Source organism: uncultured Tenacibaculum sp. (assembly GCF_947498805.1).
GTDB lineage: Bacteria > Bacteroidota > Bacteroidia > Flavobacteriales > Flavobacteriaceae > Polaribacter.
This window is the reverse complement of record NZ_CANMLT010000009.1, coordinates 38881-63876: the sequence shown is the minus strand read 5'-3', so window position 1 is coordinate 63876 and position 24996 is coordinate 38881. Positions and strand designations below refer to the sequence as shown.

Below are 24996 nucleotides of genomic sequence, written 5' to 3'. Positions count from 1 at the left end.
TTAATCGTTATTTTCTCTTCCAATGGAATCAACTTTTTTTAATAGATGCGGAATACGGTATTCACCGTGCATCTGTTCAATTTTTTGAGAAGCCTCATCTAAATCAATACCTTTAGCAGTAATATAAAGTGGTTTTCTGCTTTCTCCTCTATAAACAGCTCTTTTATGTTGCGTAATTTGATTGAAATTATTTTTGGCTACTCCTATAATCGGAATTTTTTCACCTAGTTCTTGATACAAGTAGCCTCCTAAACCGTTTTTATCTTCATCGTTAAGCACTACAAAGCCATCAATAATAATGGCTTCGCAGTGATCTAAGTTTATCTTTTTTAGAAGGCTTAGAATACAAGGGAGTTCTCTCTTATAAAACTCTCCAGAAACATATTCACTAATACCTTCTAAAGTTTCTTCGTATGTATTTGATTCTTGTTCGTCTGTCCATTGATTAAATTCCAAACCAATAGTCTTTGCCTTATCTTCAAAATAGTACGTGTCAAATGCTAATATCATAATAGCTAAATTAATTAATCTCCTCCACAAGAAGAACAACTAGAGCAGCTAGAACAAGAAGAGGAATCTGAGAAGGAATCACCTCCAAAGGAATCGAAATCAAACCAACTAGTTGATTCGTCAGATTCGGGCTCATTTATTTTTAAAGGATCTTCTTCAAATGTATTTGAGTTTAGAAGACTTTCATTAGAGTCACTGTCAAAAACATCACTTGAAGTATCTATTTCATTTGAGTATCCAACTTCTTCGCCTTCATCATTTTCAAAATAAGCGTCTTTTATAATGATATTGTTATTATGATGCATTATATCTGACCATATGAAGCTGTAGAAGATAAAATCATCAAATCCATGGTGTCTTTCATAAATTCCACCTCCATTGGTATTTGGTTGAAAGTCTTTTCTGTCTTTAATCTTACGCTTAGGTAAAATATGTTTAGTTTTAGTATAGGTTTGAATATCATCGGTTTCAATTTGTTTTTTCAAAGCCAATTTTATTTGGTTTGAGAAATAATCAAAACGTTCTGTTTTTTTCTCTCTAAATGAATCAAATTTTTGTTGAGAACTGGTTGTTTCGGTAATCTTATTAGATACATCTCCAGAACTAAATTCTTTAAATAATCCCGAAACCTTAATAACTATTGGGTATACGCCAACTTTATGGTCTCTGTTGACTTCAACTTCTATAAGGTATTTGAAATTATCATCTTCATGTTCTAAAACTAGTTTTAATTGCTTGAAATGAATAGACATGGCTTCGTTCACTTCAATTTCATACTTATCTAAGGCATGTTTTAGGTCATTTTCTTTACCATCTTTGTCATGGTAAAAAGTAATATCATCATGAGATATTTTGATAATATTGGTAATATTTAAACTTCTAAAAGTAGCATTGAGTTGTTGTAAAATAGCTACTGCAGTAAAGGTTTCTCTTTCTTCTTTATCTGAAATAGCACCAATAGTTAAGTAGTGGAAAATCTTTTTAAAAGCCTTTGTAGGCTTTACTTTTTTTATCTCGGTTAGTTGAGATGGATCAATAGTAATAGTTCCTTCTAAATACATATGTTGTTTTTTAGTTGTGACAAGCTCCGCAATTGCTAGCTTCCCATTCTTTTATAGCATAGGTTCCCCAGATAGCTTCTGGAGGTTTATTGTAATGTTTTATATATAGTTCAATAGTCTTTTGAAAGATCTTAGGATCACTATTCTCACTTGGAGTGTGATGAATAAATCTTTGGTAGTGAGACTGGCAAAATTCATGATAATACCTGGTAAATAATATAAACTCATGCCAAGCAAGATCAACAATGAGAGACGGACTTAATTTCTCATTCGTTATATGAATTAGATTTAAAAATTTAAGCATTTCAGAAAGTAATTCATCAGTGTCAACCTGATGTTGGGTACTTATTTTGTTAATTTTTTTTCTTAGCAATGGAGCATTACTGAGTATATCGTTTAGTTGATGTTGCATGAGAGGTTAATTCAAAAATTGTTTGTTTTCTCCGTTAGCAATATAAAGTAGCACGTCATTTTCTTTAAGAACTAGATCGTTTTCTGGATTCTTTATCAGTTGATTTTCTCGACTTAATGCAACTAGTGTGATTCCTGATTTTTCTTTTAGGTCTATATAAGTCTTAAGAAAACTGGTGTTGATATAATTGTGATTGTTAGTTAGCTTGGTTTCACAAATATCAAGGTTCGTTTTGTCGTTAGAAGTAGAAATTAAATCTTCTGTTAATAGAGCTACATTTGGTTCAAAAATATAACTAGCAATAAACTTAGAAACGATTTCTTTCTTAGGAATGATAAATTGAACTCCTAAATAATTGAAAGATGATTTTAGTTCAATATTTTCTATAGCAACTACACAGTTAACACTTTCAAATTGCTTTTTTAAGCTTATAGTGTAAACCAATGAGTCTGTGTCATTTTCAAAGCTTATATAAACACGTCTAGATGAGGTAATGTTTATTTTTTCTAACGCGTTATAGTCATTTAAATCAGCCAATAAAACAAAACATTTTTTATCAGAATATATCTGTCTTATAGTTTTTAAATCTGATTCTTGATTTACCACAATAGCCAAATCTTCATTGGCTTTGATAATTTGTTCGGCAACTTGTTTAGAAAAGGCATTCCAACCTATTATTATACAGTGGTTATTCATGTCGGTTCCAAAGTATCCCATTTCTCTTTTTTTTAAGTATTCTGATATTTTTAAGCTTAATTCTGTTACGATATATCCTAATATTCCAAGGCTTCCTAAAACAAATAGAATTCCAATAAGTCTACCCCAAAAAGTAATAGGATAAAAATCTCCGTACCCTACTGTAGTTAGTGTTACTAGTGAATACCAATAAGCATCGGAAATATTATGAATATTCGTGTTTTCAAAGTTAGATTCGAAGTAATATAATCCATAAACAAGCAAGTTGTATATGAGAGCAATTACCACAAAAATGATTAATTTTTGTTTGGTACTCATGTTTACATCAAGCTTTTAAATGAATCTAATTTTTCTTGATTGCAGCTGCTTAACTCTATATAGGTTTTATTGCTTTCAGGAAAAGTGTGTATGGCTAAATGACTTTCACCCAATAACCAAAAACAAGTGTATCCTTGCTGCTCAAAATAGTGTTCGTTAAACGCTAGTATGGTAAACTTACTTTGTTTTAATAAAGCTTCAAATTTAATTTTTAAAACGTCAGGATTGGTTTCAGAAACCCATTCTTGAAGGTTAAAAATTTGTGCTTTTATATGTTTATATGTGGTATTCATTTCTTGTTAGTATAAATCCCAATTACCCTTTAAATAGTATTGATATAATACAGGGTTTTGAATTTTGTTAATTTCTATTTCGTTAGCATCAATATTGAAAAAATCTTTCTTCCCAAAAGAGGTGATTAACATCATAGCTTCGTTATTAATCCACTTTGTTGGAATGGAAGAGAACTTTAGCTGTTGCAATTTTTGTTTAAATTCTTCTCGGGTAATTTGATTGTTTTTAGTTCCAATAATCCATCCCCATTCTCCCATGGAAATAACCTGGTTGTGCATGGGGACTGTAGTAAAACCTGCTGATTGCAAAGTGGCATCAATACAATGAAATGCTTTGGTTGCAAAATATGGACTTCCAGATTGTGTAATAATTAATCCATTAGGACGTAATTTACGTTTACATAAGCTATAAAACTCATGAGAATATAGTCTTCCAAGCTCTACACTACGTGGGTCTGGCAGGTCAATAATGATGACATCATAAAAAGATGTGTTGTCTTGTTCTAAATGAACATAGGCATCTTTGTTATAAATGTTGAGTTTATTACTGCTCATAGAACCTTCATTAATATCGATTAGAATAGGATTGTTTTTTCCTAAATCAGTCATATTCGGATCTAAATCGACCATATCAATATTGTCAACAGAAGGATATTTAAGAAGCTCTCTAACAGCACATCCATCACCACCTCCAAGAATTAAAATTTTTTGAGGATTCGGATGCAATTGCATAATTGGATGTACCAAAGGTTCGTGGTACATTTCTTCGTCAATGGAACAAAATTGTAAATTTCCATTGAGGTACAACCAATGTTCATCTTTCCATTCTGTTAAAACAATTTTTTGATATTTACTTTGTGTTGCAAAAACTACTTTGTCTTGGTATTTTTTTTGTTCTCCCCAAGTAATAATTGAATCAGTAAAGCTTACGCCTAAAGCAAGTACTACCAAAACCACACTTATCATTCCAAGCATTGGTTTTAATTGACTTTGAAGCATTTTTCCTTTAAATCGATAAAAGACAATGCAAGCTACAAAAAAGTTAATCAAACCTAGAATAAAAGGAGTGTAGGTAAGTCCAAGTATAGGTAATCCAATAAAAGCAAAGAAAACCCCTCCAAGTAAACTTCCGTAATAATCTTTTTCTAGAATAGAGGAGATGTTGGTTTTTAAATCCTCATATTCTTTGTTAATTCTAACTACTAAAGGAATTTCTAAACCAATAAGCAGTCCTACGAGCATACTCAAAAAGTAAATAACTACCTCATAGTATGAAGAAACAGCTGCTAAGGTATAAACCAATACAGAAGAAAAGGCTACGATTAACGATAGCGCTAATTCTAACAATAGAAAGTTTCTGATTAGGTTCTTATTGAAGTATTTACTCAATCTACTACCTAATCCCATGCAAAACAGCATTAAGGAAACAATCATAGTCCATTGAAAAACAGAGTTTCCAATAAAATAAGTAGCGAGCGTAGAAAGAACATATTCAGCAACAATTCCTGCAAAACCAGTTGCAAAAATTGCCGATTTTAATATAAATGAATTGTTTTTTAAATACTCCATGTAATTAATATTGCAGAACCTATATAAGCAAATGCTTCGATTAATCCTGCTCCAATATTTGGTTTTTCTTGATTGATAATTTCATCAGTTAATCTTCGTCCTGGTAATAGAACTTTGTCGGTAATAAAGCGCATAACAGGTAATAATATAATACCTAAAACTGTTTGCAAACTTACATCTACGATAGTTGTAGTCCAGTCAACAAACGGATCTAATAGGGCATTCATAATAACAATACCAATGGCTAATATGGCGCCACCGAAACTAATTCCTACCGCTACATTATCTTTTTCAATATGATCGTGTACATCAAAACGAATCCAAAGTGTAAAAATCTTAGCAGCTACAACGAGCATAATATTACCAATAGCCCAATAGCTTACAAAGGTGAAAAGTCCTTCTTGTAAACTTTCAGATTCACCAATAAGTGCACCATGAAGTAGTAGGGCATTGGCTATGTAAATACAAGCTTCAATGATTCCGGTTCCTTCGTTTTTATCAGTAATGATTTCTTTTTTGATATCGAATTTTGGTAAGATTAATTTGTTGCTTACAAATAGCGATATATGTAGTAAAAGCATCCCTATAATGCTGTAAATACCAATATGCATAATATCAGTGGTAAAACCAGCACTTTCTCCAATAATAGCACCACCTAAAATGATAACAAGTCCAGTAAAATAACCAACATAGGCAAGGATAAAAGCAAAGTTGTCCTTTTCTATAAGTTCGTTGGTAATATTAATCTTTGGGTTTACAAGTTTGTAAAGTAACTTTCCAATATAAAAAACAAGGAAAGCTGTAACGATATAACCCAAAGAGTGGGTTACGCTGTTAAAATCTATATATTCAGTTAGATTGTCCATCTATGATAATTCTTTTTAGTTAGTTGTTATTTACCAAATCCACCACTTCTTGAACGAGAAGAAGATCTACTATAGCGAGAACCACTGCGACTAGTTTTACTATAGCTTTTGCTTGAAGTATATCCTCTTGAACGTAAATTAGAAGCACTTCGAGTTACTTTTGAATTGACTTTGTCTTTAAAAGTTTTTGGTTTATTCGCCCAACTTGTTTTTGAGTTTGTAGAAGATGTAGTTCCATATTTACTAGAAGTTCCATAATATGACTTCTTGTTTCTATAGTTTCTATTATAATCATTCCAGTCGTTTCTAGGATACCCATATCCGTAGCCATATCTTGGACCAAAGAATAAATCAGAAAACAAACGATAACGTCCGTAAAAAGCCCAAAAAGAACTTCCATTGCTATGCGTTCTCCATTCTCCATATTTCGGATTTCCAACATAGTTGTCTACACCTGCAGGAGAAGAGTTTTTGTCAAGTTTACCATTTTTCTTGCTCAAAATGGTCATTCCTAAGTCGTTTTGGTATTCTTCAAAAGTAATAGGAGACACTTCCTTCCAATTGGTATCAATAACCTTAATATCTGTTGGTTCGGCTAAGCTGTCTTTTAATTGCTCAATAGATAAGCTTGGTTGTTTTTCTTCAATAAGAATACGATATTTATGAAAGTACTTATCTGTGTCTTCTTTATAGTCCATATCGGCTAGTATGACACTATAATCACTTTTGTCAATATACTTGGTAATGATATTGTCAATTGGTGATTTTACAAATTTTGGTTTTCTTTCTGCACTACATGAGCTTATAAGTAAGCAAACGGTTAGTAGCAAAAAATAGTTGATATATCGCATGGTAGTTTTATTCGTTGTATGATGGTAAAATATTTGAGATTTCATAAGACTTCAGTATTTTTCCAATACTTGCTTCAAAGTCTTCTTCTCCCCATTGTTCTATTGTTAAACATTTTTCTTCGTCTTCATCTAGGTAGTAAAAAGAAATCAGTTCTTCCCAGTTTTCATTTTCTACATTTCGGTAGTATCCAGGAGCTTCTTCATCTAAATAGTAAGTAATGTCTTGATGAACGATTTGCTTTGGAGGTTTACCATTAGTATCAATATAGTCGGTAACTGTTGGCCCAAGTTTTCGATATTTTAGTTCTTCCGAAAGAGAAATGATCAGTTCATCATCTTCTTCAATATGAAGAAAACATTTCTTTCCTTTAGATTCAATCAGAAATTCTCTAGAAAAATGGCTGTCTCCCCAGTCGTATTCAGACATTTTGGTAACCGTCCATGTTTCTAAATCATAGTCTAATAAATAACCATTTTCTAAATCGGTTACTTTGATATCAATCGGATCGTAATGTTTTTCCTCTTCTTTTTTATTGTTTTTGAATAAATCAAAAAATCCCATAGTAGTAGGTTGTTAATTTTTGTTGTCTAGTCCTTTCTGTAAAACAGATTTTATTCCTTCTAAATTCTCTGTAAAAGCCATCATCTGACTTAGAATTTGTGCCATTTCATTTTTGTTTCCTAAACCATTTAGTTTATTGTTTTTCACAAAAATCTTCTTAATGTCGTTCCATCTAGTCTGTTCTTCTTCCGATAAAGAACTAATTAATTCTTTATACTTCAAAAGGTTTGCTTCGGCAGCTGAGGTTAAGGTTTGTGATTCACTTTCATAATGAGATAATAACAAACGTTCTAATTCATCATGATTCATAATCGGAACAACTTTAGCCACCAATTTATTCATGTCACGATACGAACCTTGTAGTTTAAAAGAAGGCTCCGTTCTATAATTATCTTCCATTGCGGCTGATTGAATATAGGTTTGGTTTACTTTTAAAATAGTATCTCGAACCGTGATTACTTTTTCAAGAACAGCTGTATAATCTTGCACTTCTTGTTTGGTGTGATTTCCTTTTAGGTTAACCTCTTGCGTATTGTTTTCAACTTTATCAATCAAAGCATATACATCTTCAAAGTATTTACTGCTTAATTGATGTAATACTGGATTTGAAGTTAAAGAGTTTTCTATCAAACTTAGTTTGAATAGGTGTTCTGTATCTCCAATAATATCTCCTAAATTGTAAATGTCGGCCCTATTGGCAAGCATGTCTGGTATTTGGAATCTATCTCCACTTTCGGTGTACGGGTTTCCTGCCATGATTACACAGAATTTTTTACCACGTAAATCATAGGTTTTAGATTTTCCGTTGTAAATACCTTCAATCTTTCTTGTTCCATCGGAAAGAGAAATGAATTTTTGTAAAAACTCTGGATTACAATGTTGAATATCATCAAGATATAACATTACATTGTCTCCCATTTCAAAAGCTAAGTTTAGCTTTTTTAATTCTTCTCTAGATGCTGAGTTGTTCGCAGACATTGGGTCTACAGAAGTGACCTCATGACCAATAGCCGGACCATTGATTTTCATAAATACCAACCCTAATCGATTTGAAATATATTCCATTAAGGTAGTTTTACCATATCCTGGAGGCGAAATCAATAATAGCATTCCCATACGATCGGTACGCTTATTACCTCCTACAGTTCCCAATTGTTTTGCAAGGTTATCACCAATTAAAGGGAAATACACTTGGTCAATTAACTTATTTCTTACAAAAGAAGAAAGTACTCTAGGTTTAAATTCCTCTAGTTTTAAATCTTCTTTTAATTCTTCTGTAACTTGTTGTTTTGCTTCTTTATATTGAATAAAGTTCGGTACTTCATTTTGATTAAAGTGTGTTAAATCTTTAATGAATTGATGATAATCGAACTCAATTGAATTTTCATTAATGGTTGCATGATTTCCTTTTAAATCTTGTAAGGTTTGTTTAGGGTGTACATTAATCGGATTTAAAGCCGATAAATCTTCAAACAATAATAATACAACTACTTCATGAATGTATTCTACATCACTAGGTGTCTTTTCTATGATATAAGAGCTTACCCATTGTTTTGCTAGTTGAATTTTGTCTGTATAAGCTTCTAACTTTTGAATTCCTAATTTGAACTTATGCAGCGCATCTTGCTTGTCTAAGGTTTTTATAAATGTTTCCTTTAAAGTCAATGCTTCACTACTAGTATGGAAGGTATTGTCGCTTCTTAATTCGTTGAATAAATACTTAGCAATTGTTTGCGATTGTTCTGTAGAAAAAAGTTGTGTTTCTTTAGAAAATGCATTCAAAGCAGCTGTTAAATCGTCAATAATAAAATCATAAGCGGTACTGTTTGGAAACACTGCTAAAACTTCACCAGAAGCTTTGATAGAATTATTATAGACAACCTTTTGCTCTTCTGTTAAAGAGTTCCAGAAATACTGTGCAAAAGCTCTTGTGTCAGGAGTATAGGTTAGTAAACCTAATTCATGATGTTTATGTATCAATAAGTGTAATATTTTAGCGGCATCTACATCGTGAACTCCTTTTACATATCCTTCAGCATATGAATTACTGCTTTCTTTTTGTATTAAAGCTAATAAGTCTTCTTCTGTTAGGTTGATGAGTTCTTCTTCTTTGAACTTTTTAAATAATTTAAAAGCTAAATAAGAAGACCTGTATACTGTGTCGTTTTCAGAAACGAGCTCTTGGTTCCAGTATTTTTTTGAATTTAGTAAGACTTCATTGGAAACTTCTTCGTAGAAATCTGTACCCGTTAGGTGATAGTATAATTGCTCGTTTTTATAAACAATGGTTAGGTCTAATATTTGTCTGTTAACCCCAAACTTATGTTGTCCTAATTTAATTACATTTTCACCATCTTCATATAATTCTTGTTTGTCTTTTAACTTTCTAAGCGCATCTTCTTTGGCAACCTTTAATTGCGTTTCAATGGCTTCTGCTTTACCAATATCGTCTAGTTCTTTTAACTGACTAATGATATCTCTTACTTTGTTAATCATTAAGTCGGCAGCAAAGTACCCATTGATGTCTTCATTAGAATTAAAGCTCAATGCTTTTTTACGAACACCTTTTAAAATTCTTTCTGAAGCAGTTTGTAAGGCAACGGTTTTCTTATTCCTTTTTTCAATTAAGCTATTCTTTCTATTGTCAAAAGCCGCATGAACTTCTTCTCTTTTTTCAATAATTTGAACAATAAACTCTTCGAAGTCGGCAAACTTACCTTCTAATTCTTCAAGTTGAATGGCTGTTTTGGTTAAGAACTCGTCGCATTTTTCTGGAGTATTCGCTATATCAATATAGTTGATAATACTCTGGTCAATTAATTTTAATTGCGCATTAAAATCAGCTTTAGCTTCTTTACTACCTAAACTTTTAATACTGTTTTTAATTCCAGATTTTAATTGGTTTAGTGTAGCGAATATCAAAGAAATATTGTCAATAATCTTAGTAGATTGAGAAGTATCTTCGATTTCTAAATTGGAAACAATATCAATTAACATCTCTAAATCCGATGTAATTTGATTCACTTCTTTTTCTAAAGATTTTACGTCGACTACCTTTTTAATGTTTGGTAAAGCCTCTTGTTTTTCTGCAACGCGATTATGATATGGTTCTAAAGCTTTATCATTTAAAAGAAATTGAACACAACGCTTAGAAATAAGGTTATTTTGCTCAGCAACTTGCTCTTCTAATTCTTTTAAAAGGTCTGCATTTATATAGCGAATATCATGTAAGCTAATTACTTCTCCACGTAAGGTGCGAAGCTGGTTTAAAAGCACAACAAAATCATCAATAGATTTAAAAGAAGTACTTTTAATTTTACCAAATAATTCTTCTGATTTCGTATTGATACTTTTGGTTTCCTTTTCAGCTTGTTTTTTTAACTGAACAACTTTCTCAAACTCTTCAATAGCGGCATTGGCTGCTTCATTAATTTGAGCAATTGGTAGGTTAAGTTGAGAAGTTTCTTTTTCTGGTAACCAATAATAGGTGTCGTTTATATCTTTAGATATTTTAGCAATATCATTGTATAAACCTGTGTAATTATCTTCTTTGTTTAATAGGTTGATTAATTCGTGACACTCTGCCATGGCACGAACAATGTCTTTGTTTCCTATTTTATATAACAAGCTATCTTCATGTTGAGAAGGTATAAAATCGCCCTTTAAATACGGTGTTTGCCAAATTTGTACAACATGGTGTTTCGTTTGTTCGTTTTCTGTTTTAAAATAACAAAGTTCTCCATTTTGTAATACCGTAAAACCATTACAAATAATTGGAGTTTTAACCTCTTGCTCTATAATATTATACGACATTAAAATATACAAACCGCGAATGGTTGCATAGAAAACGTATAAAAAGTCTTCTCCATTTGGAGAGATTATTTTTTCTTGAAACTTTACCTCTTTAGCATCGTTTTCAAAAAGTTTGTATTCTCCCGTTTGAAGGTAGTACCCGTTCGGGAATATAATACCATGATCATCTGGTAACTGAACTGCAGTGTCTTTAATACTATCAATTTTTTGAACTTCTTGAAGTTTATGATTGTATACAAAGTATCGGGCAGGTTCTTGAAACGGTTTTACTTCTAAGGTAATAAGGTTCCCTAAATTACCATAACGAAATTGACCGTCATCTAAGGTTTGATCTATATGTTCAACAGGTTCCGCAAGAATTCCTCTTCCTTCATCTGTATTATCTTCAATTTTAATGGTTAAATCTCCACCAATAGTTTCTACAAAAATTTTATCTAAAATAGAAACGTGAGAGTAGGTACCGTATCGGTGCATGTCGCGAGTTACCTCTTGCCATTTAAACTCATGTTGGGTAGGAAACTTATATTCATGTTCACTACGATTGTCTACATACTGTAAACTACCTTCATTAATTAGCCATTTAAAAGCTTTGATATCACTTTTGTTTTCGCTCAATTGAAAAACCATGTACAAGTAGTTTCCAATAATGGCAAACTTTGAGAAAATGGTATTTCGGTAATATTTATAAAGGTTGGTGAAGTCGTCTATAAAAATAGGATCGTTTAATAAATCTAAAGACTGAATTTGGAAATGTTGATCTTTAAATTCATAGATACTAAACACATCCGATAATTGAATGTCGGTTCTTAATCCAAAGTGAACGTTATACCCGAAAATAGAAATGTTTCCTAAAGACACAATATCTCTAGCAATACAATTGTTTTCGGTATTGATTCTATCGTTAGTAATTAATTTGGTTTCTATAGCCCCAAAAACATGTTTTCTGTCTTCATTTAGCTTATGCAATCTTTCTTGTAGATCTTGCTTTTGTTTTTGCAATCTACCTTGAATGATTTCATAAGTACCGCCGTCTAATTGCTGCGCATTGTTTTGGTTTTCCATGTACTTTTTTTAGTGAATTCTATTGGAATCATTATGTACTCTGTAAAAAGAGTGTTTTTACAGAAAATCGTCATTGCGATTGAAACGCAGTGGAAAGAAGCAATCTGTTTTTTATTAAGAGATTTCTTCACTCGTACCTCCATCGGAATGACGATTATAATTCTAAGACAGTTAAAATTCAAGAGCTTTTTAAACTCTTGAATCTAGCTTTTTATGATAACTTTTGGTTTGATAAACCTAAACCTTTTGCTAAATTGAATAGGTTACCAAAAAGTGTTTCATCATCAGAACTGGTTGCTTTTCCTTTTAAGTCCATTAAAAGGTTGGCTACAGTTAGGTTTTTAATATCTTCAGAAGAGATTCCGTATTTGGTAGCAAAGTCTTTTATTTTATCTAATAAATTTCCTTTTACATCGTCACTTCCTAAGATAGCATCTTTTACATCTTGAATATTATCACTATGTTGTACTAATCTATCAAACCCTTTAGCCTTGGTAATTTGTCCAATGATTTGATCGAAGAACATTGTTTCTCCACCTACAATATCAATATTAGCAGCTTTCAATGCGTCACCAATAACTTGAGCTTGCGCATCTGCAATATCTTTTTGAACATTGATATGAGCTAAATCAACTTTTAATTCTTTATCTAAGCGTAGCTTAAACTCTTCGTGTTCTTTACCAACACCGTCAAGTTTCTTCATTGCTTCTGCTTTTTCTTCGATTCCAGCAGCTTCTGCCAATGCAATCTCTCTATCTCCAGTTGCTTGTGCAAGCGCTTTTTCTTTAATTACTTCTGCTTCTGCAATACCTTCTTCTTTTAAGGCCTCCGCTTTTGCTAAAGTACCTGCAGCTTCCGCTTTTGCTTTTTTCTCTATAATAGTAGCTTCTACAAGTCCTTGACGTTCGTTAGCATCTGCTTTTGCGTGCATTACTTGTGCTTCAGACATACCAATAGTAGCTTCTTCTTTTGCTTTAGCCTCTGCTAATGTTTTTCTTGCTTCAGCTTCTTTTTCACTCGCTTCTTTTTGAGCTTGTGCATGAATGTTAATTTCTTCAGCTTTTTGTTTTGCCGCTTCTTTTTCTGCTTCAGCTAATTTAATTCGTTTAATTAATTGCTCTTCCGCAGATTTCTCAGCTAAAGTAATAGCAACTTGCTTTTCACGATCAGCACCTTTGAAAGCTTCAATATCTTTCATGTTTTCTTGCTCTTCTACCACGCCCTTTTCTAGCATCACTCTATCGCGAATAACATCTTGAATGTTTTTCTTTTCAACCTCTACAACTTTCTCTTTTTCAATTTGAGCAAGTGTAACAATACGTTCACGTTCTGTAGCCTCTAATGCTCTGTCTTTTTCAACACGCTCTGTTTCAACAGCCTCTGTACGCACTTTATTTTTTTCTGCAACAATGATTTGACGTTGCATATTTTCTTCTGCAACTTGTACCTTTTCTTCAGTAGCAATTCTAGCAGTCTCAGATTTTAAACGCTCTTCTTCAGCCACTTTTAAAGTTTCTGCTTCTTCACGTGCTTTTATATTTGCGATTTCTCTTTTTTGTTGCTCTTCTTTTTCTGCTAATTGTTTGTCTAACTCTAAAATAGCTTCTCTAGCTTCTACATCTTGTTTACGAATTACTTTTTCTTCATCACGCTTAATCAAATTAGACTTTATGTTTTGAGCGGCTGTTAATTCGGTAATCTTCTTAATACCTTCTGAGTCTAAGATATTATCTGCCTTTAAGTGCTGAACATCCGTTTGCTCCAAATAATCAATGGCACAATCATCTAAAACATATCCATTTAAGTCTTTTCTAATTAACTCCATAATTTCGTCTCTAAACTCCATACGAGCTTCGTATAGATCAACAAAATCGAATTTCTTTCCTACTGTTTTTAAAGCTTCAGAAAATTTAGCTCCAAACAACTCTTCTAAGGTTGAAATATTAGAAGCTCTTTCACACCCAATTGTTTGGGCTACTTCAATAATATCATCTTTAGATTTATTTACTCTTAAAAAGAATGCTACTTTAATATCGGCACGCATATTGTCTTTACATATAAGACCGTCATCACCTAAACGTTCAATTTCGATTTTTTTAACCGAAATATCCATTACTTCTACTTTGTGTAAAACAGGGATAACATACATTCCTTTATCAAAAGCAACTGCAGTGCCTCCAAAACCTGTTTTCACTAGAGCTTCTCCTTGAGGTATTTTCTTATAGAACATTGCAATTACAGCAATGAATACTATAAATAAAAACAAAATACCTACAACAGCTATAATGGCAATTTGTGCTCCATTACTTAATGTTTCCATAAAATTAATTGATTTTAGTTAGTTATTATTTTTCATAGTGTTGAACCAAATAAAGATTGTCTCCTTTAACTTGGTTGATTATAATTATATTCTCATCCATACCTATTGGTTTTCCATCAATAGATTTTACATAAACAATAATTGGACTTGATTCTATTTTTATTTTTGCTTTTCCAATGCGTTCTTCTTTAATATTGGTTTCTAAAATTCCAACTCTTCCAATAAGGTCAAGCGAATCAACTCCTTTTTTACTAAAGTTTTTAAATAAGGATTTGAAAGGTGTTGTACCTATTTTTGTTAATATTAATGAAGGAATAATAGCCAAAAAGAAAATAATAAAACCTAAGCTATTGTTATAGCTATTTGTTAGGTTGGTTGTAAAAACGGTTAAAAACCACCAAGAAAAAATCCAAAAAGTAAAAGTGAACATAAATGGCAGCCCAACGAAATTGAAGTAGATCAATACTATTTGCCACCATTTTAAATCCTTTCTTCTGTTTTTTATAATATTCTGATGCTTTACTTCTGCATTTGAAACATCTTCAATAGATACATTACCGCTATCCAAGCTGGTTTCAGCATCAATATCAATATCACTATCTATATCAACATCAACTTCTACATCAAAGTCTAGATCGAAATCAATTCCAGAAATTATTGTTAAAAGCCAATACAATACTAAAATGATTAGTAGAATTGTTAGCGAAATGTTTACTGGAGAAAAAAGTATATCAGTTAATCCAACCATATATTATTTAAGTTTTATACTATTAGCTGTTTTCAGAATCTTTATTATTCATTCCTAATTGTTCTTTTAATTTTTCTAAGTCGCTCATTGCACTTGTTTCTGTAGTGTCTACGGCAGCATCTAATTCTTCATCGATACTCTTAGATTTGTTAGCAATATCTCCATAAGCGTCAGCTAAAGCTTCTTCTTGTTGTACTTTTTCCTTCATGCGCTCTAGCATAGAAACTGTACTTGAACTATCGATTTCAGCCATTTGCTTGTTTAAGTTCTTAGTAGCGTTGCTTACTTTAACTCTAGCTTTTAGGGTTTTTAATTCATTTTCCCATTTGCTAATGTTCGATTTGATCTCAGAAACATTCTTTTCTAATTGAGAAACCGATTGGTTAAATTTATCCGCTTCAAGAGTAGCTCTCTCAACATGCTTTGTAGCTTCTTCTTTTTTGATTAAAGCTTCTTTGGCCAAACGATCAGCTTCCGCCATATTTAAGTCACCGTTTTGAGCTTTCTTTAAAATAAGCATGGCTTTATTTTGATAATCTTCGGCTTTAGAAGTGTATTCTTCTTTTTCGTTATTAGCTCTAATAGCCATAGCTTTTACTTGAGCTAATGCTTCAAGACTTTTGTCTAAATCTTGCTTCATATCTCTAATTCCTTGCTCGGTCATCTTAATAGGATCCTCCATTTTGTCGATAGCAGAATGTGCTTCAGCTTTTCCTATTCTAAAAAGTCTTCTAAAAATGTTCATGATAATTTTTTTAATATTTTGAATATGTAATAATTTGTTCTGAATACTCACTTAACAATAAGCTTAAGGAGTTTAAACTAGCTTCTAATTCATTTAGATCTAGATTTTCTAATTGTAAGGTGTCTCTAAAAATAACACGCTCACCGCTGTCGTCTAAAACAAAGGCACCATGCACAATGTCTCGATTTTTCTTAAGAAGACTTTTGAATATTTCTTCGTTAGGTTGGTTTACTTTGAATATAAATTGTTCAATGATTACAATAGGAGCAGCAACTCCAATAATCATGCTTTTTATACCGAAGCTTTCCTTTTCGATAACAAAAATTCCGTCTTTCTCGTCTTCTTTAATAATGTTTACATTGAGTTCTTGTAAGAAGCTCTTCGTTTTTAAATAGTAATTGTCCATTAGCAATTGGCTTAGTAGTTGTTAATATAGTTCTCTTTTTAGCGATGTAATATTACAAAAAAGTTCTAAAAACTACGCTAGTAAAATAAATACTTATTGCAACCATGATGTGTTTTTTAAGTTAATATTTGGTTTGTTTTCTGTTTTTGTCTAAAAATATTAGCACAAAACAGAATTATTAGCTAATATTGTTAGTGTAAAAGTACAAATTATTTTTAATATTGCAAATAAAATTAGCAAAAATGTCTTTTTTTGGAAAAAATATAAAAAAAATTAGAGGAGTTAAAGGAATGAGTCAGCAGGCATTTGCAGAGCTATTTGACTTAAAAAGAGCTACTTTAGGTGCTTATGAAGAAGAAAGGAGTGAACCTAAAATAGAGACAATTATAAAGGTTGCTAATTATTTTAGCATAACTATAGACGATATTTTAACCTCTGAATTAACCGTAAACGCATTATTAAGGTTTAAAGGAGATGTTACAATTATGGTAGAAGAGGTAACAAAAAGAGAATTTTTGGAAATTCCTCTGATTACAAAGGATTATTATACTGACTATGTTAAGTATTATGATAAACCGAAGTTTATAAAAGATTTGCCTGTGGTAAAATTACCTATTGAAGATGAAGCTGTATTAAGAGGTTTGATTGTTCCGAATTTGGAGATGACTTCGAATGATAAAGGTTTGTATCCTGGAGACATGGTCGTGGGTAAACAAGTAGCACTTAGCACAGCTGATGAAATGAGAGAAGGGAACTTGGTGATGGCAGTTGTAGAAGAGGAGTTGATTTTAAGACGTATTTTTAAGAAAGAAGATACTTTTGTTTTTAGAGCGGATCATAAAAATATTGATGATAAGATTTTTGATAAAAAAGCGATCAAAGAATTATGGGATGTTCAGTATGTATTTTTAAATAGGTTACCTGAGTTTCATAGTCCGTTAGAAGATAAACTATCGTTTTTAGAACAGGAGTTTTCAAAACTAAAAAATAGATTGTAATTGAAGCAGTATCATAAATTCAATTTTTACCGATATACGTATTGTGAGTTTGAAATGAAAAATGTGGATTTCTTTAAAGATATGAAAGCACATTTTCAAAGTAAATCTGGAAGTTATTACTATTATACCGAAGAAGGAGTATTTCGATATTCAAACCATTGGGGTAGAGTAGCCAATTGTCGATGGAAAATAAAAGGAATCGAAGGTTATAAGAATCAGAAATATTATGTTGGATTTGCCAATTGGAGTGATTTTTATCCTTTAAATGATACGGACAAAGTGTTTTACTTGACAGTAGATTTTGAAAATGAACATGCTAAGATTTGTAGAATACAAAATGACAAGGGTGCCAAGCTTTTTTTGATGACTTCTGAAATGGCACATCAAAAACTGAAAAGTGCTCAAGCTGTTTTTAAGGATACAAAGTGGATGAAATATTTAAATGGAGATTTAAAAACGATTCAAAAAAAAGTGATTGAAGAATTGATATCTACGCATAAATCTTTACAAATTATTAAGGTAGAAATTCGCCAAGAGCTAACTCTTTCGTAAATTTGTTATCTAAAATTTAGTGTATATGAATATACCTCAAACCAGTTTTCCACGTATTGTGATTGTAGGTGGAGGTTTTGCTGGATTAGCCGTTGCTAGGGGATTAGAAAATCAAGAACTTCAAGTAGTTTTAATAGACAAACATAATTATCATACTTTTCAACCTTTATTATATCAGGTAGCTACAGGTGGATTAGAACCCGACAGTATTGCCTTTCCTCTGAGAAAGAGGTTTAATGATGTAGAGAATTTCTTTTTTCGTTTAGCAGAAGTAACCAATGTAAATGCTGAAGAAAATATTCTAGAAACTTCTATAGGTAATTTAGAGTATGACGAATTGATTATTGCAACAGGTTCTACAACCAATTTCTTTGGAAATACGAATATTAAAAAATATGCAATGGAAATGAAATCAGTTCCACAAGCGTTGAATATTCGTAGTTTAGTATTAGAAAATTTTGAAGAAGCCTTATTGCAAAGTGATTTAGAGAAGCGAAGAGCTTTAATGAACTTTGTCATTGTTGGAGGTGGTCCTACAGGAGTTGAGTTAGCAGGAGCTTTGGCAGAGATGAAAAAAGGTATTTTGCCTAAAGATTATCCAGATTTGGATATTCGCCAGATGAAAATAAACCTAATTCAAAGTTCAGGTGAATTGCTGAAAGGAATGAGTAAAGGAGCTTCTGATAAAGCAGAAGACTTTTTAATTAAGTTAGGAGTTGATGTTTGGAAAGATTTACGAGTGTTGGATTATGATGGAACAACGGTAACTACTAACGGGCATGATCATTTTGATGCTGCTACGGTAATTTGGGCAGCAGGAGTAAAAGGAAAAATAATTGACGGACTTTCTTCTGAATGTTTAATAGAAAGACCAAATCGATTGAAAGTAGATCGATTTTCTAAATTAGAAGGATACGATAATATTTATGCAATTGGAGATGTTGCTTGTATGGAAACTGAAAAGTTTGAATATGGACATCCTATGATGGCACAGCCTGCCATTCAACAAGGAACTGTGTTAGGAAAGAACTTGGTGGCAAAATACACAGGCAAAAAGCAAAAGCCATTTACGTATAATGATAAAGGATCCATGGCAACTATCGGACGAAACAAAGCTGTGGTTGATTTACCAAAGTGGAAATTCCAAGGGGTATTTGCTTGGTTTGTGTGGATGTTTGTACATTTATTTTCATTAATTGGTTTTAGAAATAAAGTAATTGTTTTTATGAATTGGGTGTATAATTATATTCGTTTCGATAGAGAAACACGTTTAATTATCCGTCCTTTTAAAAAGAAAAATCAATATTCATTTCAAACAGAGAATAAATCCTGAAAAAAGAAGTAAACATACCTAATACGACTGCGGTAAGAATAAGTAAAGCAATTTTTTATATAGAAGAAAATTTAGATAAAAAATTAACTTTAGAGGAGATTGCTACCAAAGCACATTTTTCTGCATTTCATTTTCATAGGCTTTTTAAAATTGTAACGAAAGAAACCATTAATGAGTTTATTACAAGAAAAAGGATAGAGAAAGCTGCACATTATTTATTACATCAAAAAGATAGGAGTATTACGGAAGTTTCTGAAAAAGTAGGATTCACGAATTTATCTTCGTTTTCTAGAGCATTTAAAAAGTTTTACGGAATTTCTCCAGTACAGTTTTCAAAAGAGAGTCCCGTAAAATTTAGCAAGATTTGTAAAACGGAAAGCAAGAATGGTCAAATAGAAGTTCGGTTTGAGCAATACATTAGCAATATTAATAATGCTTTAGACTGGATTAAAATGAATGCAAAAAAAATAGAAGTAAAAGTACTTCCTGAAATGGATGTGGCTTATATAAGTCATCAAGGTAAAATGGATTCTGTAGGTAATGCTTATGACAGGTTAGTGAAGTGGGCAGCACCAAAGGGATTGATGAATCAACCCAATTTACGAATGATGACGATTTATCACGATAGCCCTAAGATTACCGATCCGACTAAAATAAGAATGAGCGCTTGCATGATATTAAATGAAAAAGTAATTGCTAATGGAGAGATTAACCTGAAAACAATTCCAGCTGCAAAATGTATTGTGGCGCATTTAGAGGTTACGCCAAGAGAGTTTCAGCAAGCTTGGGAAAGTAATTTTGTTTGGATGGGCGAAAATGGTTATAGAAAAGCAGATAGAGATCCGTTTGAAATCTATTATAATAATGCACAAGAGCATCCAGAAGGGAAGTGGATTGTAGATCTTTGTATTCCCGTAGAATAAATAAAAAAGAGCGCTATTAAAGCGCTCTTTTTTTATTAACAGCATCCAGAGTTTGGAGCACAGGCTTGTTGTTGTAAATCAGATAAACGTACTTTAGGTTTTGGGATACCACAAGCATCTTCCGCTAAGCAAGCAGTAGCTTTATTTACTAATAAAAAATTAGTGCCATTAAAATCTAAAGCATATTTACCAATAGTATCTCCTTGGTATTCTACTTCTATTTCTAAATCTTCTAATCCCAAAGTTTTTTCAGAAAGTTCTATGATGTGTGTCAATTTTTCTGGGTGTAAACGATGGTTGTAATCATTTGCATTCCAAAGTTGAAAGTTTATCACATTTTCTGTCCTTACGGTACCTCCACAATCAATAAAATGTTTCGATATCTTTCCTACTTCAGTTACATGAAAATGGGCAGGAACTAAATCTCCATTAGGTAGTTCAAATGCTATGGTATCTAGTGTTTGTAAGTGGTTTTTTATTTCTGATAAGATCATAATTATTATTTTATTTGCGATAATATATAGTATATTTCAGAAGCTATTTGATAACTTCTTTCTTGGTATTTTTCATCTTGTAAATCGGTGTTGTCATATGATTTAGGGTCTTCATAAGTAATCAGAATTCTTTTGTCAGATCCCGCTACAAACGGACAACCTTCATCAGCCTGAGAACAAGTCATAATTGCTGCGAAGCCAGATGTAGGATTGAAAGAATGGTCATATTTTTTAGAAAAACCGATCATAGGTAGTGAATTATCACTGGTTTTTATAGCGTATACTGGATTGGTGTTATCCGATAGAGAGGTAATAGTAAAACCTTGTTCAATCAGTGTGTTTACAATGGGTTTTGCCATAGCAGTTTCCTCGGTACCTCCAGAATATGCATGTAAGTTTTTAATATTGAAATGCTCAGCCAATGTTTGCATCCAAACTTGTCCTAGGTGACTTCTTCGAGAATTATGTGTACAAATGAAATTAATATCAATCTTTTGGTTTTGATTGATTTTGTTTTGAATATAAGATGAAAGTTGATTTAAAATTTCAATTCTACTATTGTCAATTGGAATTTTAGATACTTTTTCGATAGTTTCAGTTAATTTCTTGTTCATTGTAATATTGCGATTAAATGTTTTAAATTTTTTTAATTACAGCAGTCCAGATTCTCTGAATTCTGATTGAATATTTTGTTTAAGGTATTTTGAATAGTTTTCCAATTCGTAGCATCAATACAGTAACATACGCTAGTTCCTTCAATACTTCCTTTAATAATTCCGATGCTTTTTAATTCTTTTAAATGTTGAGAAATGGTAGGTTGAGCTAAACCGATTTCTTCTACTAAATCACCACAAATACAAGATTGCATTTTTAATAAATACTGAATAATAGCAATACGAGCTGGATGTCCTAATACTTTGGCTATTTTGGCAATCTCGTTTTGCTCAGTTGTAAATATTTCTGATTTAGTAAGTCCCATTTATTAATTATTATATTGCAATATTACGATTAATATTTTGATTCAAATTCAAACTAACTTATTTTTAACATATTACTTGAGTTTTGTTTGTCTTAGGTTAACATTTTACCTAAAATTTCTTTGAGCATTTTAGCTGCTAGAAAAGCTGTCATTTCTTGAAAGTCTCTTGTAGGATTGTATTCCACAATATCAGCTCCTATGATTTCCGCATCGAGATTTTGAATTAAATCAATAACCTGTCTTGAGCTTAGTCCTCCAGGTTCGTGATGAGAAACTCCAGGGGCAAAGGCAGGGTCAAAACCATCCATATCTAAAGAGATATATAGTGGATTTTCAAATTTTTTAATCTTAGAAAGATCTAAATCTTTCATTTGATGTATTTCTACATTAAACTTTTCAGCTTGTTCGGCTTGGTGGGTATTTAATGTTCTAATGCCTACTTGTACCAATCTTTCAGCAAATTTGTTTTCCATTATTCTTGCGAATGGACATGCATGAGAAAATTGATCCCCTTCAAAATTATCGTATAAATCAGAATGCGCATCAATGTGAAGGATGTCTATCTTTTTGTATGTATTATGATAGGCCTTTATAATAGGATAAGTGATAGAATGATCACCTCCAAGAGTAACGATTCTATCACCTATTTCTAAATGCTGTTGGGTAATTTTTTCAATATCAAAGTACTTTTGAATCTCAAAATCACCTTTATCTTGAATGTGTTCACTTTCAATAGAAATACCATTTTCGGCATACATATTTGACGATCCACAGTGTAATACTTTTCGTATAAGCGGAGGAGCTAATCTTGGTCCTTTTTGATAAGAAGAATTACTGTCAAACTGTATACCTTGAATGATGATATTTTTCATGTGAATAATTTAGAGAAGCAACTAATTTATAAAACTTCCTCTAAAAGTGTCAATTTTTTCTTTGGCTTCTATATGAATTTCTTCTTCATTGAAAAATGCATGTACATCACCTAAGTATTCCATTTCTAAATATTTAGCACTTTCAATAAAAGGCATATTGAAACCTTCACGTCTATCGTTTCCATAAGAGTTACTAATCATTGCCATTTTTTTACCTCTTATTTTTCTTCCTAATTCTTTTTTGTAGTGTAGTAAATCAGACATACGATCAAAAAACACTTTTAAGTGTCCACTCATAGTGTACCAATAGACAGGGGTGGCAAAAATGATAGTATCGTATTTTTCGATTATTGCTTCTATAGTAGGAATAAAGTCGTCATTGGCATTTTCAAACTTGTAGTTAAAATGTCCGATGTTCTTTGTAGCGATATCTATAACGTCAAAATCATTGTTCTTGTTTAGATAGTTAACTACTAAATTGGTGTTTCCTTGACTTTGAGCGCTGGCTTGTATTATTACTGTTGATTTCATAATTTTTAATTTTTGAGATTATAAAATTGAGTAATAAAATCAAAAAGAAGTTTGGTAAGCAATTTTTAAAATTGATAGATACCAAGATAAAATCGATTAAAAAACGATTGAAAATTCTTACTTTTATACTATAATACGAAGCGAATGAATACAGATAATTATAAAGTAGCTGAAGGTGTTTCTTTAGAAGATTCAGTAACTAAAGAGGTTGTAGAAGATGCCAAAAAGAAATTAAAGAAGCTGAGAAAAGGGATTAGTGAATTGCAAGATAAGATGTATGCGGAAGGAAAGTATAGTATATTGATTTGCTTACAAGGAATGGATACTTCAGGAAAGGATAGTTTAATACGGGAAGTATTTAAAGATGTAAATGCCCGTGGAGTACAAGTTCATAGTTTTAAAGTTCCTACAGAGCATGAACTAAAGCAAGATTTTATGTGGCGTCACTATATTGCATTACCTCCTAAGGGTAAAATTGGAGTATTCAATCGTACGCATTATGAAAATGTATTGGTGACAAGAGTGCATCCGCACTATGTTTTTTCAGAGAATATTCCAACTGTGAAGAGTTTAGGTGATTTAGATGATGCTTTTTACCATTCGAGAATGGAAAGAATGAATCAGTTTGAAAAGCATTTGTCTGATAACGGAACCATTGTTTTAAAGTTCTTTTTAAATCTATCTAAAGAGGAGCAAAAGAATCGATTGTTAAGACGATTGAATATACCTGAGAAGAACTGGAAGTTTTCTGCTGGAGATATGAAAGAGCGTAAACTTTGGGATAAATATCAAGAATGTTATGAAGATATTTTAAATAGAACATCGACCTATTATGCTCCTTGGTATGTTATACCAGCAGATGATAAGCCAACTGCTCGATTTATAGTTGCGAAAACTTTGTTGGAAACTATGAAAAAGTATAATTTTACCGAGCCAACTTTAGAGGCTAAAGTATTAGAAAAATTAGACGAGTTTAAAGCTCAATTGAATAACGAATAAAAAAATAGTTAGATTAAAGTTTTAGAAAAGAAAGCTGTGAAATAGAATCTCATTGCGTTTTTAAAGCTATTAATTTATCCAAGAAATAAATTAAATGGAATTAAATTTAACAAGACCCATCATCTTTTTTGATTTAGAAACAACAGGAATTAGCATTGCTACTGACAGAGTTGTGGAGATTTCAATATTAAAAGTGTTTCCGAACGGGAATAAAGAAAGTAAAACATGGTTAGTGAACCCTGAAATAGAAATTCCTAAAGAGGCTTCAGATATTCATGGAATAACAAATGAAAAAGTAGTTACTGAGCCTACATTTAAAGAATTAGCATCTCAAATTAATGAAATGATTCAAGGATGTGATTTAGCAGGATTTAATTCAAATCGTTTTGATATTCCTTTACTGGCAGAAGAGTTATTGCGTGCAGGAATTGATTTTGATATGGAAGATAGAAAGGCAATTGATGTTCAAGTAATTTTCCATAAAAAAGAGCAACGTACATTGAGTGCAGGGTATCAATTTTATTGTGGTAAAACTTTAGAAGATGCGCATTCTGCAGAGGCAGATACTTTAGCTACCTATGAAATCTTAAAAGCTCAGTTAGACAAATATGAAGATATCGAAAATTCTGTCGATGTGTTAAGCGAATTTTCTTCACATACACAAAGAGCAGATTTTGCTGGTTTCATATTATTTAATGATAAGCAAGAAGAAATCTTTTCTTTTGGAAAATATAAAGGAAGAACTGTTGAAGATGTATTGAAAGAAAACCCAGGATATAATTCTTGGATGCAAAATGCCGATTTTCCTTTATATACAAAAAAGGTTTTGCGTCAAATAAAAGAACGTATGTCTGCTCCTAAGAGTAACATGACAGACGAGGAAAAATTACAAGCTTTACAGCAAAAATTTAATTTGAGATAATTAAAAAATTAACACCAACTTAAGAGCTCTTATAACTTACAGTTTTTACATTCGTTAAACCTAAGGTTGTGAGAGCTTTTCTTTTTTAAGTTTTTTGTAAAGAAAATGGGATACAACCAGCAATTTCGCTAACTTTATCAAAAGTTATTTTTTACAATAAA

25 protein-coding genes and 1 pseudogene are annotated in these 24996 nt (G+C 31.7%); 7 read left to right on the top strand and 19 right to left on the bottom strand.

The features are described from left to right. The 14 genes from Q0873_RS16240 to Q0873_RS16175 form a co-directional block, all read right to left on the bottom strand. Positions 1 to 510 (bottom strand): endonuclease V, encoded by a 510-nt coding sequence (locus Q0873_RS16240; protein WP_299109289.1) that lies wholly within the window; start codon positions 508 to 510, stop codon positions 1 to 3. 14 nt (positions 511 to 524) lie between these two features. Then, positions 525 to 1571: a hypothetical protein gene (locus Q0873_RS16235; protein WP_299109288.1), complete on the bottom strand. Its 1047-nt coding sequence runs from the start codon at positions 1569 to 1571 to the stop codon at positions 525 to 527. A gap of 10 nt (positions 1572 to 1581) precedes the next feature. Beyond that, positions 1582 to 1983, bottom strand: coding sequence for a hypothetical protein (locus tag Q0873_RS16230; RefSeq protein ID WP_299109286.1), 402 nt, complete (start codon positions 1981 to 1983; stop codon positions 1582 to 1584). A gap of 6 nt (positions 1984 to 1989) precedes the next feature. Next, on the bottom strand, positions 1990 to 2997 hold the full coding sequence (locus tag Q0873_RS16225) for a potassium channel protein (protein WP_299109284.1): 1008 nt from the start codon (positions 2995 to 2997) through the stop codon (positions 1990 to 1992). 2 nt (positions 2998 to 2999) lie between these two features. Then, positions 3000 to 3290 (bottom strand): S-adenosylmethionine decarboxylase, encoded by a 291-nt coding sequence (locus tag Q0873_RS16220; RefSeq protein WP_299109282.1) that lies wholly within the window; start codon positions 3288 to 3290, stop codon positions 3000 to 3002. A gap of 6 nt (positions 3291 to 3296) precedes the next feature. Next, the gene (locus Q0873_RS16215; RefSeq protein ID WP_299109280.1) at positions 3297 to 4859 is read right to left on the bottom strand and encodes a polyamine aminopropyltransferase; all 1563 of its coding nucleotides are present in this window, start codon (positions 4857 to 4859) and stop codon (positions 3297 to 3299) included. Continuing rightward, on the bottom strand, positions 4847 to 5725 hold the full coding sequence (locus Q0873_RS16210; protein ID WP_299109278.1) for a DUF350 domain-containing protein: 879 nt from the start codon (positions 5723 to 5725) through the stop codon (positions 4847 to 4849). Before Q0873_RS16210 ends, Q0873_RS16215 begins: the two co-directional genes overlap by 13 nt. Positions 5726 to 5751: 26 nt before the next feature. Next, positions 5752 to 6621 carry a hypothetical protein gene (locus tag Q0873_RS16205; RefSeq protein ID WP_363322565.1) on the bottom strand — a complete coding sequence of 290 codons (870 nt, stop codon included), beginning with the start codon at positions 6619 to 6621 and terminating at the stop codon, positions 5752 to 5754. Next, positions 6584 to 7138, bottom strand: coding sequence for a DUF4178 domain-containing protein (locus tag Q0873_RS16200; RefSeq protein WP_299109276.1), 555 nt, complete (start codon positions 7136 to 7138; stop codon positions 6584 to 6586). The genes Q0873_RS16205 and Q0873_RS16200 overlap by 38 nt, the downstream gene beginning before the upstream one ends. Positions 7139 to 7150: 12 nt before the next feature. Then, on the bottom strand, positions 7151 to 12013 hold the full coding sequence (locus Q0873_RS16195) for a DNA repair ATPase (protein WP_299109274.1): 4863 nt from the start codon (positions 12011 to 12013) through the stop codon (positions 7151 to 7153). 211 nt (positions 12014 to 12224) lie between these two features. Then, positions 12225 to 14333 (bottom strand): flotillin family protein, encoded by a 2109-nt coding sequence (locus Q0873_RS16190; protein ID WP_299109272.1) that lies wholly within the window; start codon positions 14331 to 14333, stop codon positions 12225 to 12227. A 25-nt stretch (positions 14334 to 14358) separates the two neighbouring features. Further along, positions 14359 to 15081 (bottom strand): OB-fold-containig protein, encoded by a 723-nt coding sequence (locus Q0873_RS16185; protein ID WP_299109270.1) that lies wholly within the window; start codon positions 15079 to 15081, stop codon positions 14359 to 14361. Positions 15082 to 15103: 22 nt separating this feature from the next. Then, positions 15104 to 15826: a PspA/IM30 family protein gene (locus tag Q0873_RS16180; protein WP_299109268.1), complete on the bottom strand. Its 723-nt coding sequence runs from the start codon at positions 15824 to 15826 to the stop codon at positions 15104 to 15106. Between the two features lie 10 nt (positions 15827 to 15836). Next, positions 15837 to 16232: a molecular chaperone Tir gene (locus Q0873_RS16175; protein WP_299109266.1), complete on the bottom strand. Its 396-nt coding sequence runs from the start codon at positions 16230 to 16232 to the stop codon at positions 15837 to 15839. A 242-nt stretch (positions 16233 to 16474) separates the two neighbouring features. Between Q0873_RS16175 and Q0873_RS16170 the strand changes: the two genes are divergently transcribed. The 5 genes and pseudogenes from Q0873_RS16170 to Q0873_RS16155 all read left to right on the top strand — a co-directional run bounded on the left by Q0873_RS16170 (position 16475) and on the right by Q0873_RS16155 (position 20038). Then, complete coding sequence (locus Q0873_RS16170; RefSeq protein WP_299109264.1) at positions 16475 to 17230, top strand: helix-turn-helix transcriptional regulator; 756 nt, start codon at positions 16475 to 16477, stop codon at positions 17228 to 17230. After that, a complete protein-coding gene (locus Q0873_RS16165; protein WP_299109263.1) occupies positions 17231 to 17782 on the top strand; it encodes a hypothetical protein in 552 nt (183 codons plus the stop codon). It begins immediately after the preceding gene. Between the two features lie 25 nt (positions 17783 to 17807). Continuing rightward, positions 17808 to 19115 carry an NAD(P)/FAD-dependent oxidoreductase gene (locus tag Q0873_RS16160; RefSeq protein WP_299109261.1) on the top strand — a complete coding sequence of 436 codons (1308 nt, stop codon included), beginning with the start codon at positions 17808 to 17810 and terminating at the stop codon, positions 19113 to 19115. Further along, a pseudogene (locus Q0873_RS18260) lies at positions 19109 to 19441 on the top strand (AraC family transcriptional regulator); the annotation flags it as partial. The gene Q0873_RS16160 and the pseudogene Q0873_RS18260, both read left to right, overlap by 7 nt. A 126-nt stretch (positions 19442 to 19567) precedes the next feature. Continuing rightward, positions 19568 to 20038, top strand: a complete 471-nt coding sequence (locus Q0873_RS16155; protein ID WP_299109259.1) for a GyrI-like domain-containing protein — start codon at positions 19568 to 19570, stop codon at positions 20036 to 20038. A 35-nt stretch (positions 20039 to 20073) separates the two neighbouring features. Here Q0873_RS16155 and Q0873_RS16150 read toward each other — a convergent pair whose 3' ends face one another. The 5 genes from Q0873_RS16150 to Q0873_RS16130 form a co-directional block, all read right to left on the bottom strand. Then, positions 20074 to 20532, bottom strand: a complete 459-nt coding sequence (locus Q0873_RS16150; protein WP_299109257.1) for a DUF6428 family protein — start codon at positions 20530 to 20532, stop codon at positions 20074 to 20076. Positions 20533 to 20537: 5 nt separating this feature from the next. Further along, entirely contained in the window at positions 20538 to 21146 is a 609-nt protein-coding gene (locus tag Q0873_RS16145; protein ID WP_299109255.1) for a protein-tyrosine-phosphatase, read from the bottom strand. Between the two features lie 32 nt (positions 21147 to 21178). After that, positions 21179 to 21511: a metalloregulator ArsR/SmtB family transcription factor gene (locus Q0873_RS16140; RefSeq protein WP_299109253.1), complete on the bottom strand. Its 333-nt coding sequence runs from the start codon at positions 21509 to 21511 to the stop codon at positions 21179 to 21181. 92 nt (positions 21512 to 21603) lie between these two features. Next, on the bottom strand, positions 21604 to 22383 hold the full coding sequence (speB, locus tag Q0873_RS16135) for an agmatinase (RefSeq protein ID WP_299109249.1): 780 nt from the start codon (positions 22381 to 22383) through the stop codon (positions 21604 to 21606). A gap of 21 nt (positions 22384 to 22404) precedes the next feature. Then, complete coding sequence (locus tag Q0873_RS16130; protein WP_299109247.1) at positions 22405 to 22914, bottom strand: NAD(P)H-dependent oxidoreductase; 510 nt, start codon at positions 22912 to 22914, stop codon at positions 22405 to 22407. A 144-nt stretch (positions 22915 to 23058) separates the two neighbouring features. On the opposite strand from Q0873_RS16130, the gene Q0873_RS16125 reads away from it, so the two are divergent. Together Q0873_RS16125 and Q0873_RS16120 are read left to right on the top strand one after the other, a co-directional pair. Beyond that, positions 23059 to 23913 carry a PPK2 family polyphosphate kinase gene (locus Q0873_RS16125; protein WP_299109244.1) on the top strand — a complete coding sequence of 285 codons (855 nt, stop codon included), beginning with the start codon at positions 23059 to 23061 and terminating at the stop codon, positions 23911 to 23913. Positions 23914 to 24007: 94 nt separating this feature from the next. Beyond that, positions 24008 to 24835 carry a 3'-5' exonuclease gene (locus tag Q0873_RS16120; protein ID WP_299109242.1) on the top strand — a complete coding sequence of 276 codons (828 nt, stop codon included), beginning with the start codon at positions 24008 to 24010 and terminating at the stop codon, positions 24833 to 24835. Positions 24836 to 24996 lie beyond the last annotated feature (161 nt).

Excerpts from the sequence above, each read along its gene's own strand:
- Q0873_RS16175 (WP_299109266.1), bottom strand. The coding sequence starts at position 16,232 with ATGGACAATTACTATTTAAAAACGAAGAGCTTCTTACAAGAACTCAAT.
- Q0873_RS16145 (WP_299109255.1), bottom strand. The coding sequence starts at position 21,146 with ATGAACAAGAAATTAACTGAAACTATCGAAAAAGTATCTAAAATTCCA.
- Q0873_RS16130 (WP_299109247.1), bottom strand. The coding sequence starts at position 22,914 with ATGAAATCAACAGTAATAATACAAGCCAGCGCTCAAAGTCAAGGAAAC.
- Q0873_RS16220 (WP_299109282.1), bottom strand. The coding sequence starts at position 3,290 with ATGAATACCACATATAAACATATAAAAGCACAAATTTTTAACCTTCAA.
- Q0873_RS16215 (WP_299109280.1), bottom strand. The coding sequence starts at position 4,859 with ATGGAGTATTTAAAAAACAATTCATTTATATTAAAATCGGCAATTTTT.
- Q0873_RS16125 (WP_299109244.1), top strand. The coding sequence starts at position 23,059 with ATGAATACAGATAATTATAAAGTAGCTGAAGGTGTTTCTTTAGAAGAT.
- Q0873_RS16185 (WP_299109270.1), bottom strand. The coding sequence starts at position 15,081 with ATGGTTGGATTAACTGATATACTTTTTTCTCCAGTAAACATTTCGCTA.
- Q0873_RS16140 (WP_299109253.1), bottom strand. The coding sequence starts at position 21,511 with ATGGGACTTACTAAATCAGAAATATTTACAACTGAGCAAAACGAGATT.
- Q0873_RS16200 (WP_299109276.1), bottom strand. The coding sequence starts at position 7,138 with ATGGGATTTTTTGATTTATTCAAAAACAATAAAAAAGAAGAGGAAAAA.
- Q0873_RS16150 (WP_299109257.1), bottom strand. The coding sequence starts at position 20,532 with ATGATCTTATCAGAAATAAAAAACCACTTACAAACACTAGATACCATA.
- Q0873_RS16155 (WP_299109259.1), top strand. The coding sequence starts at position 19,568 with ATGAATGCAAAAAAAATAGAAGTAAAAGTACTTCCTGAAATGGATGTG.
- Q0873_RS16210 (WP_299109278.1), bottom strand. The coding sequence starts at position 5,725 with ATGGACAATCTAACTGAATATATAGATTTTAACAGCGTAACCCACTCT.
- Q0873_RS16225 (WP_299109284.1), bottom strand. The coding sequence starts at position 2,997 with ATGAGTACCAAACAAAAATTAATCATTTTTGTGGTAATTGCTCTCATA.
- Q0873_RS16180 (WP_299109268.1), bottom strand. The coding sequence starts at position 15,826 with ATGAACATTTTTAGAAGACTTTTTAGAATAGGAAAAGCTGAAGCACAT.
- Q0873_RS16235 (WP_299109288.1), bottom strand. The coding sequence starts at position 1,571 with ATGTATTTAGAAGGAACTATTACTATTGATCCATCTCAACTAACCGAG.
- Q0873_RS16230 (WP_299109286.1), bottom strand. The coding sequence starts at position 1,983 with ATGCAACATCAACTAAACGATATACTCAGTAATGCTCCATTGCTAAGA.
- Q0873_RS16170 (WP_299109264.1), top strand. The coding sequence starts at position 16,475 with ATGTCTTTTTTTGGAAAAAATATAAAAAAAATTAGAGGAGTTAAAGGA.
- Q0873_RS16205 (WP_363322565.1), bottom strand. The coding sequence starts at position 6,621 with ATGAAATCTCAAATATTTTACCATCATACAACGAATAAAACTACCATG.
- Q0873_RS16195 (WP_299109274.1), bottom strand. The coding sequence starts at position 12,013 with ATGGAAAACCAAAACAATGCGCAGCAATTAGACGGCGGTACTTATGAA.
- speB (WP_299109249.1), bottom strand. The coding sequence starts at position 22,383 with ATGAAAAATATCATCATTCAAGGTATACAGTTTGACAGTAATTCTTCT.
- Q0873_RS16120 (WP_299109242.1), top strand. The coding sequence starts at position 24,008 with ATGGAATTAAATTTAACAAGACCCATCATCTTTTTTGATTTAGAAACA.
- Q0873_RS16160 (WP_299109261.1), top strand. The coding sequence starts at position 17,808 with ATGAATATACCTCAAACCAGTTTTCCACGTATTGTGATTGTAGGTGGA.
- Q0873_RS16240 (WP_299109289.1), bottom strand. The coding sequence starts at position 510 with ATGATATTAGCATTTGACACGTACTATTTTGAAGATAAGGCAAAGACT.
- Q0873_RS16190 (WP_299109272.1), bottom strand. The coding sequence starts at position 14,333 with ATGGAAACATTAAGTAATGGAGCACAAATTGCCATTATAGCTGTTGTA.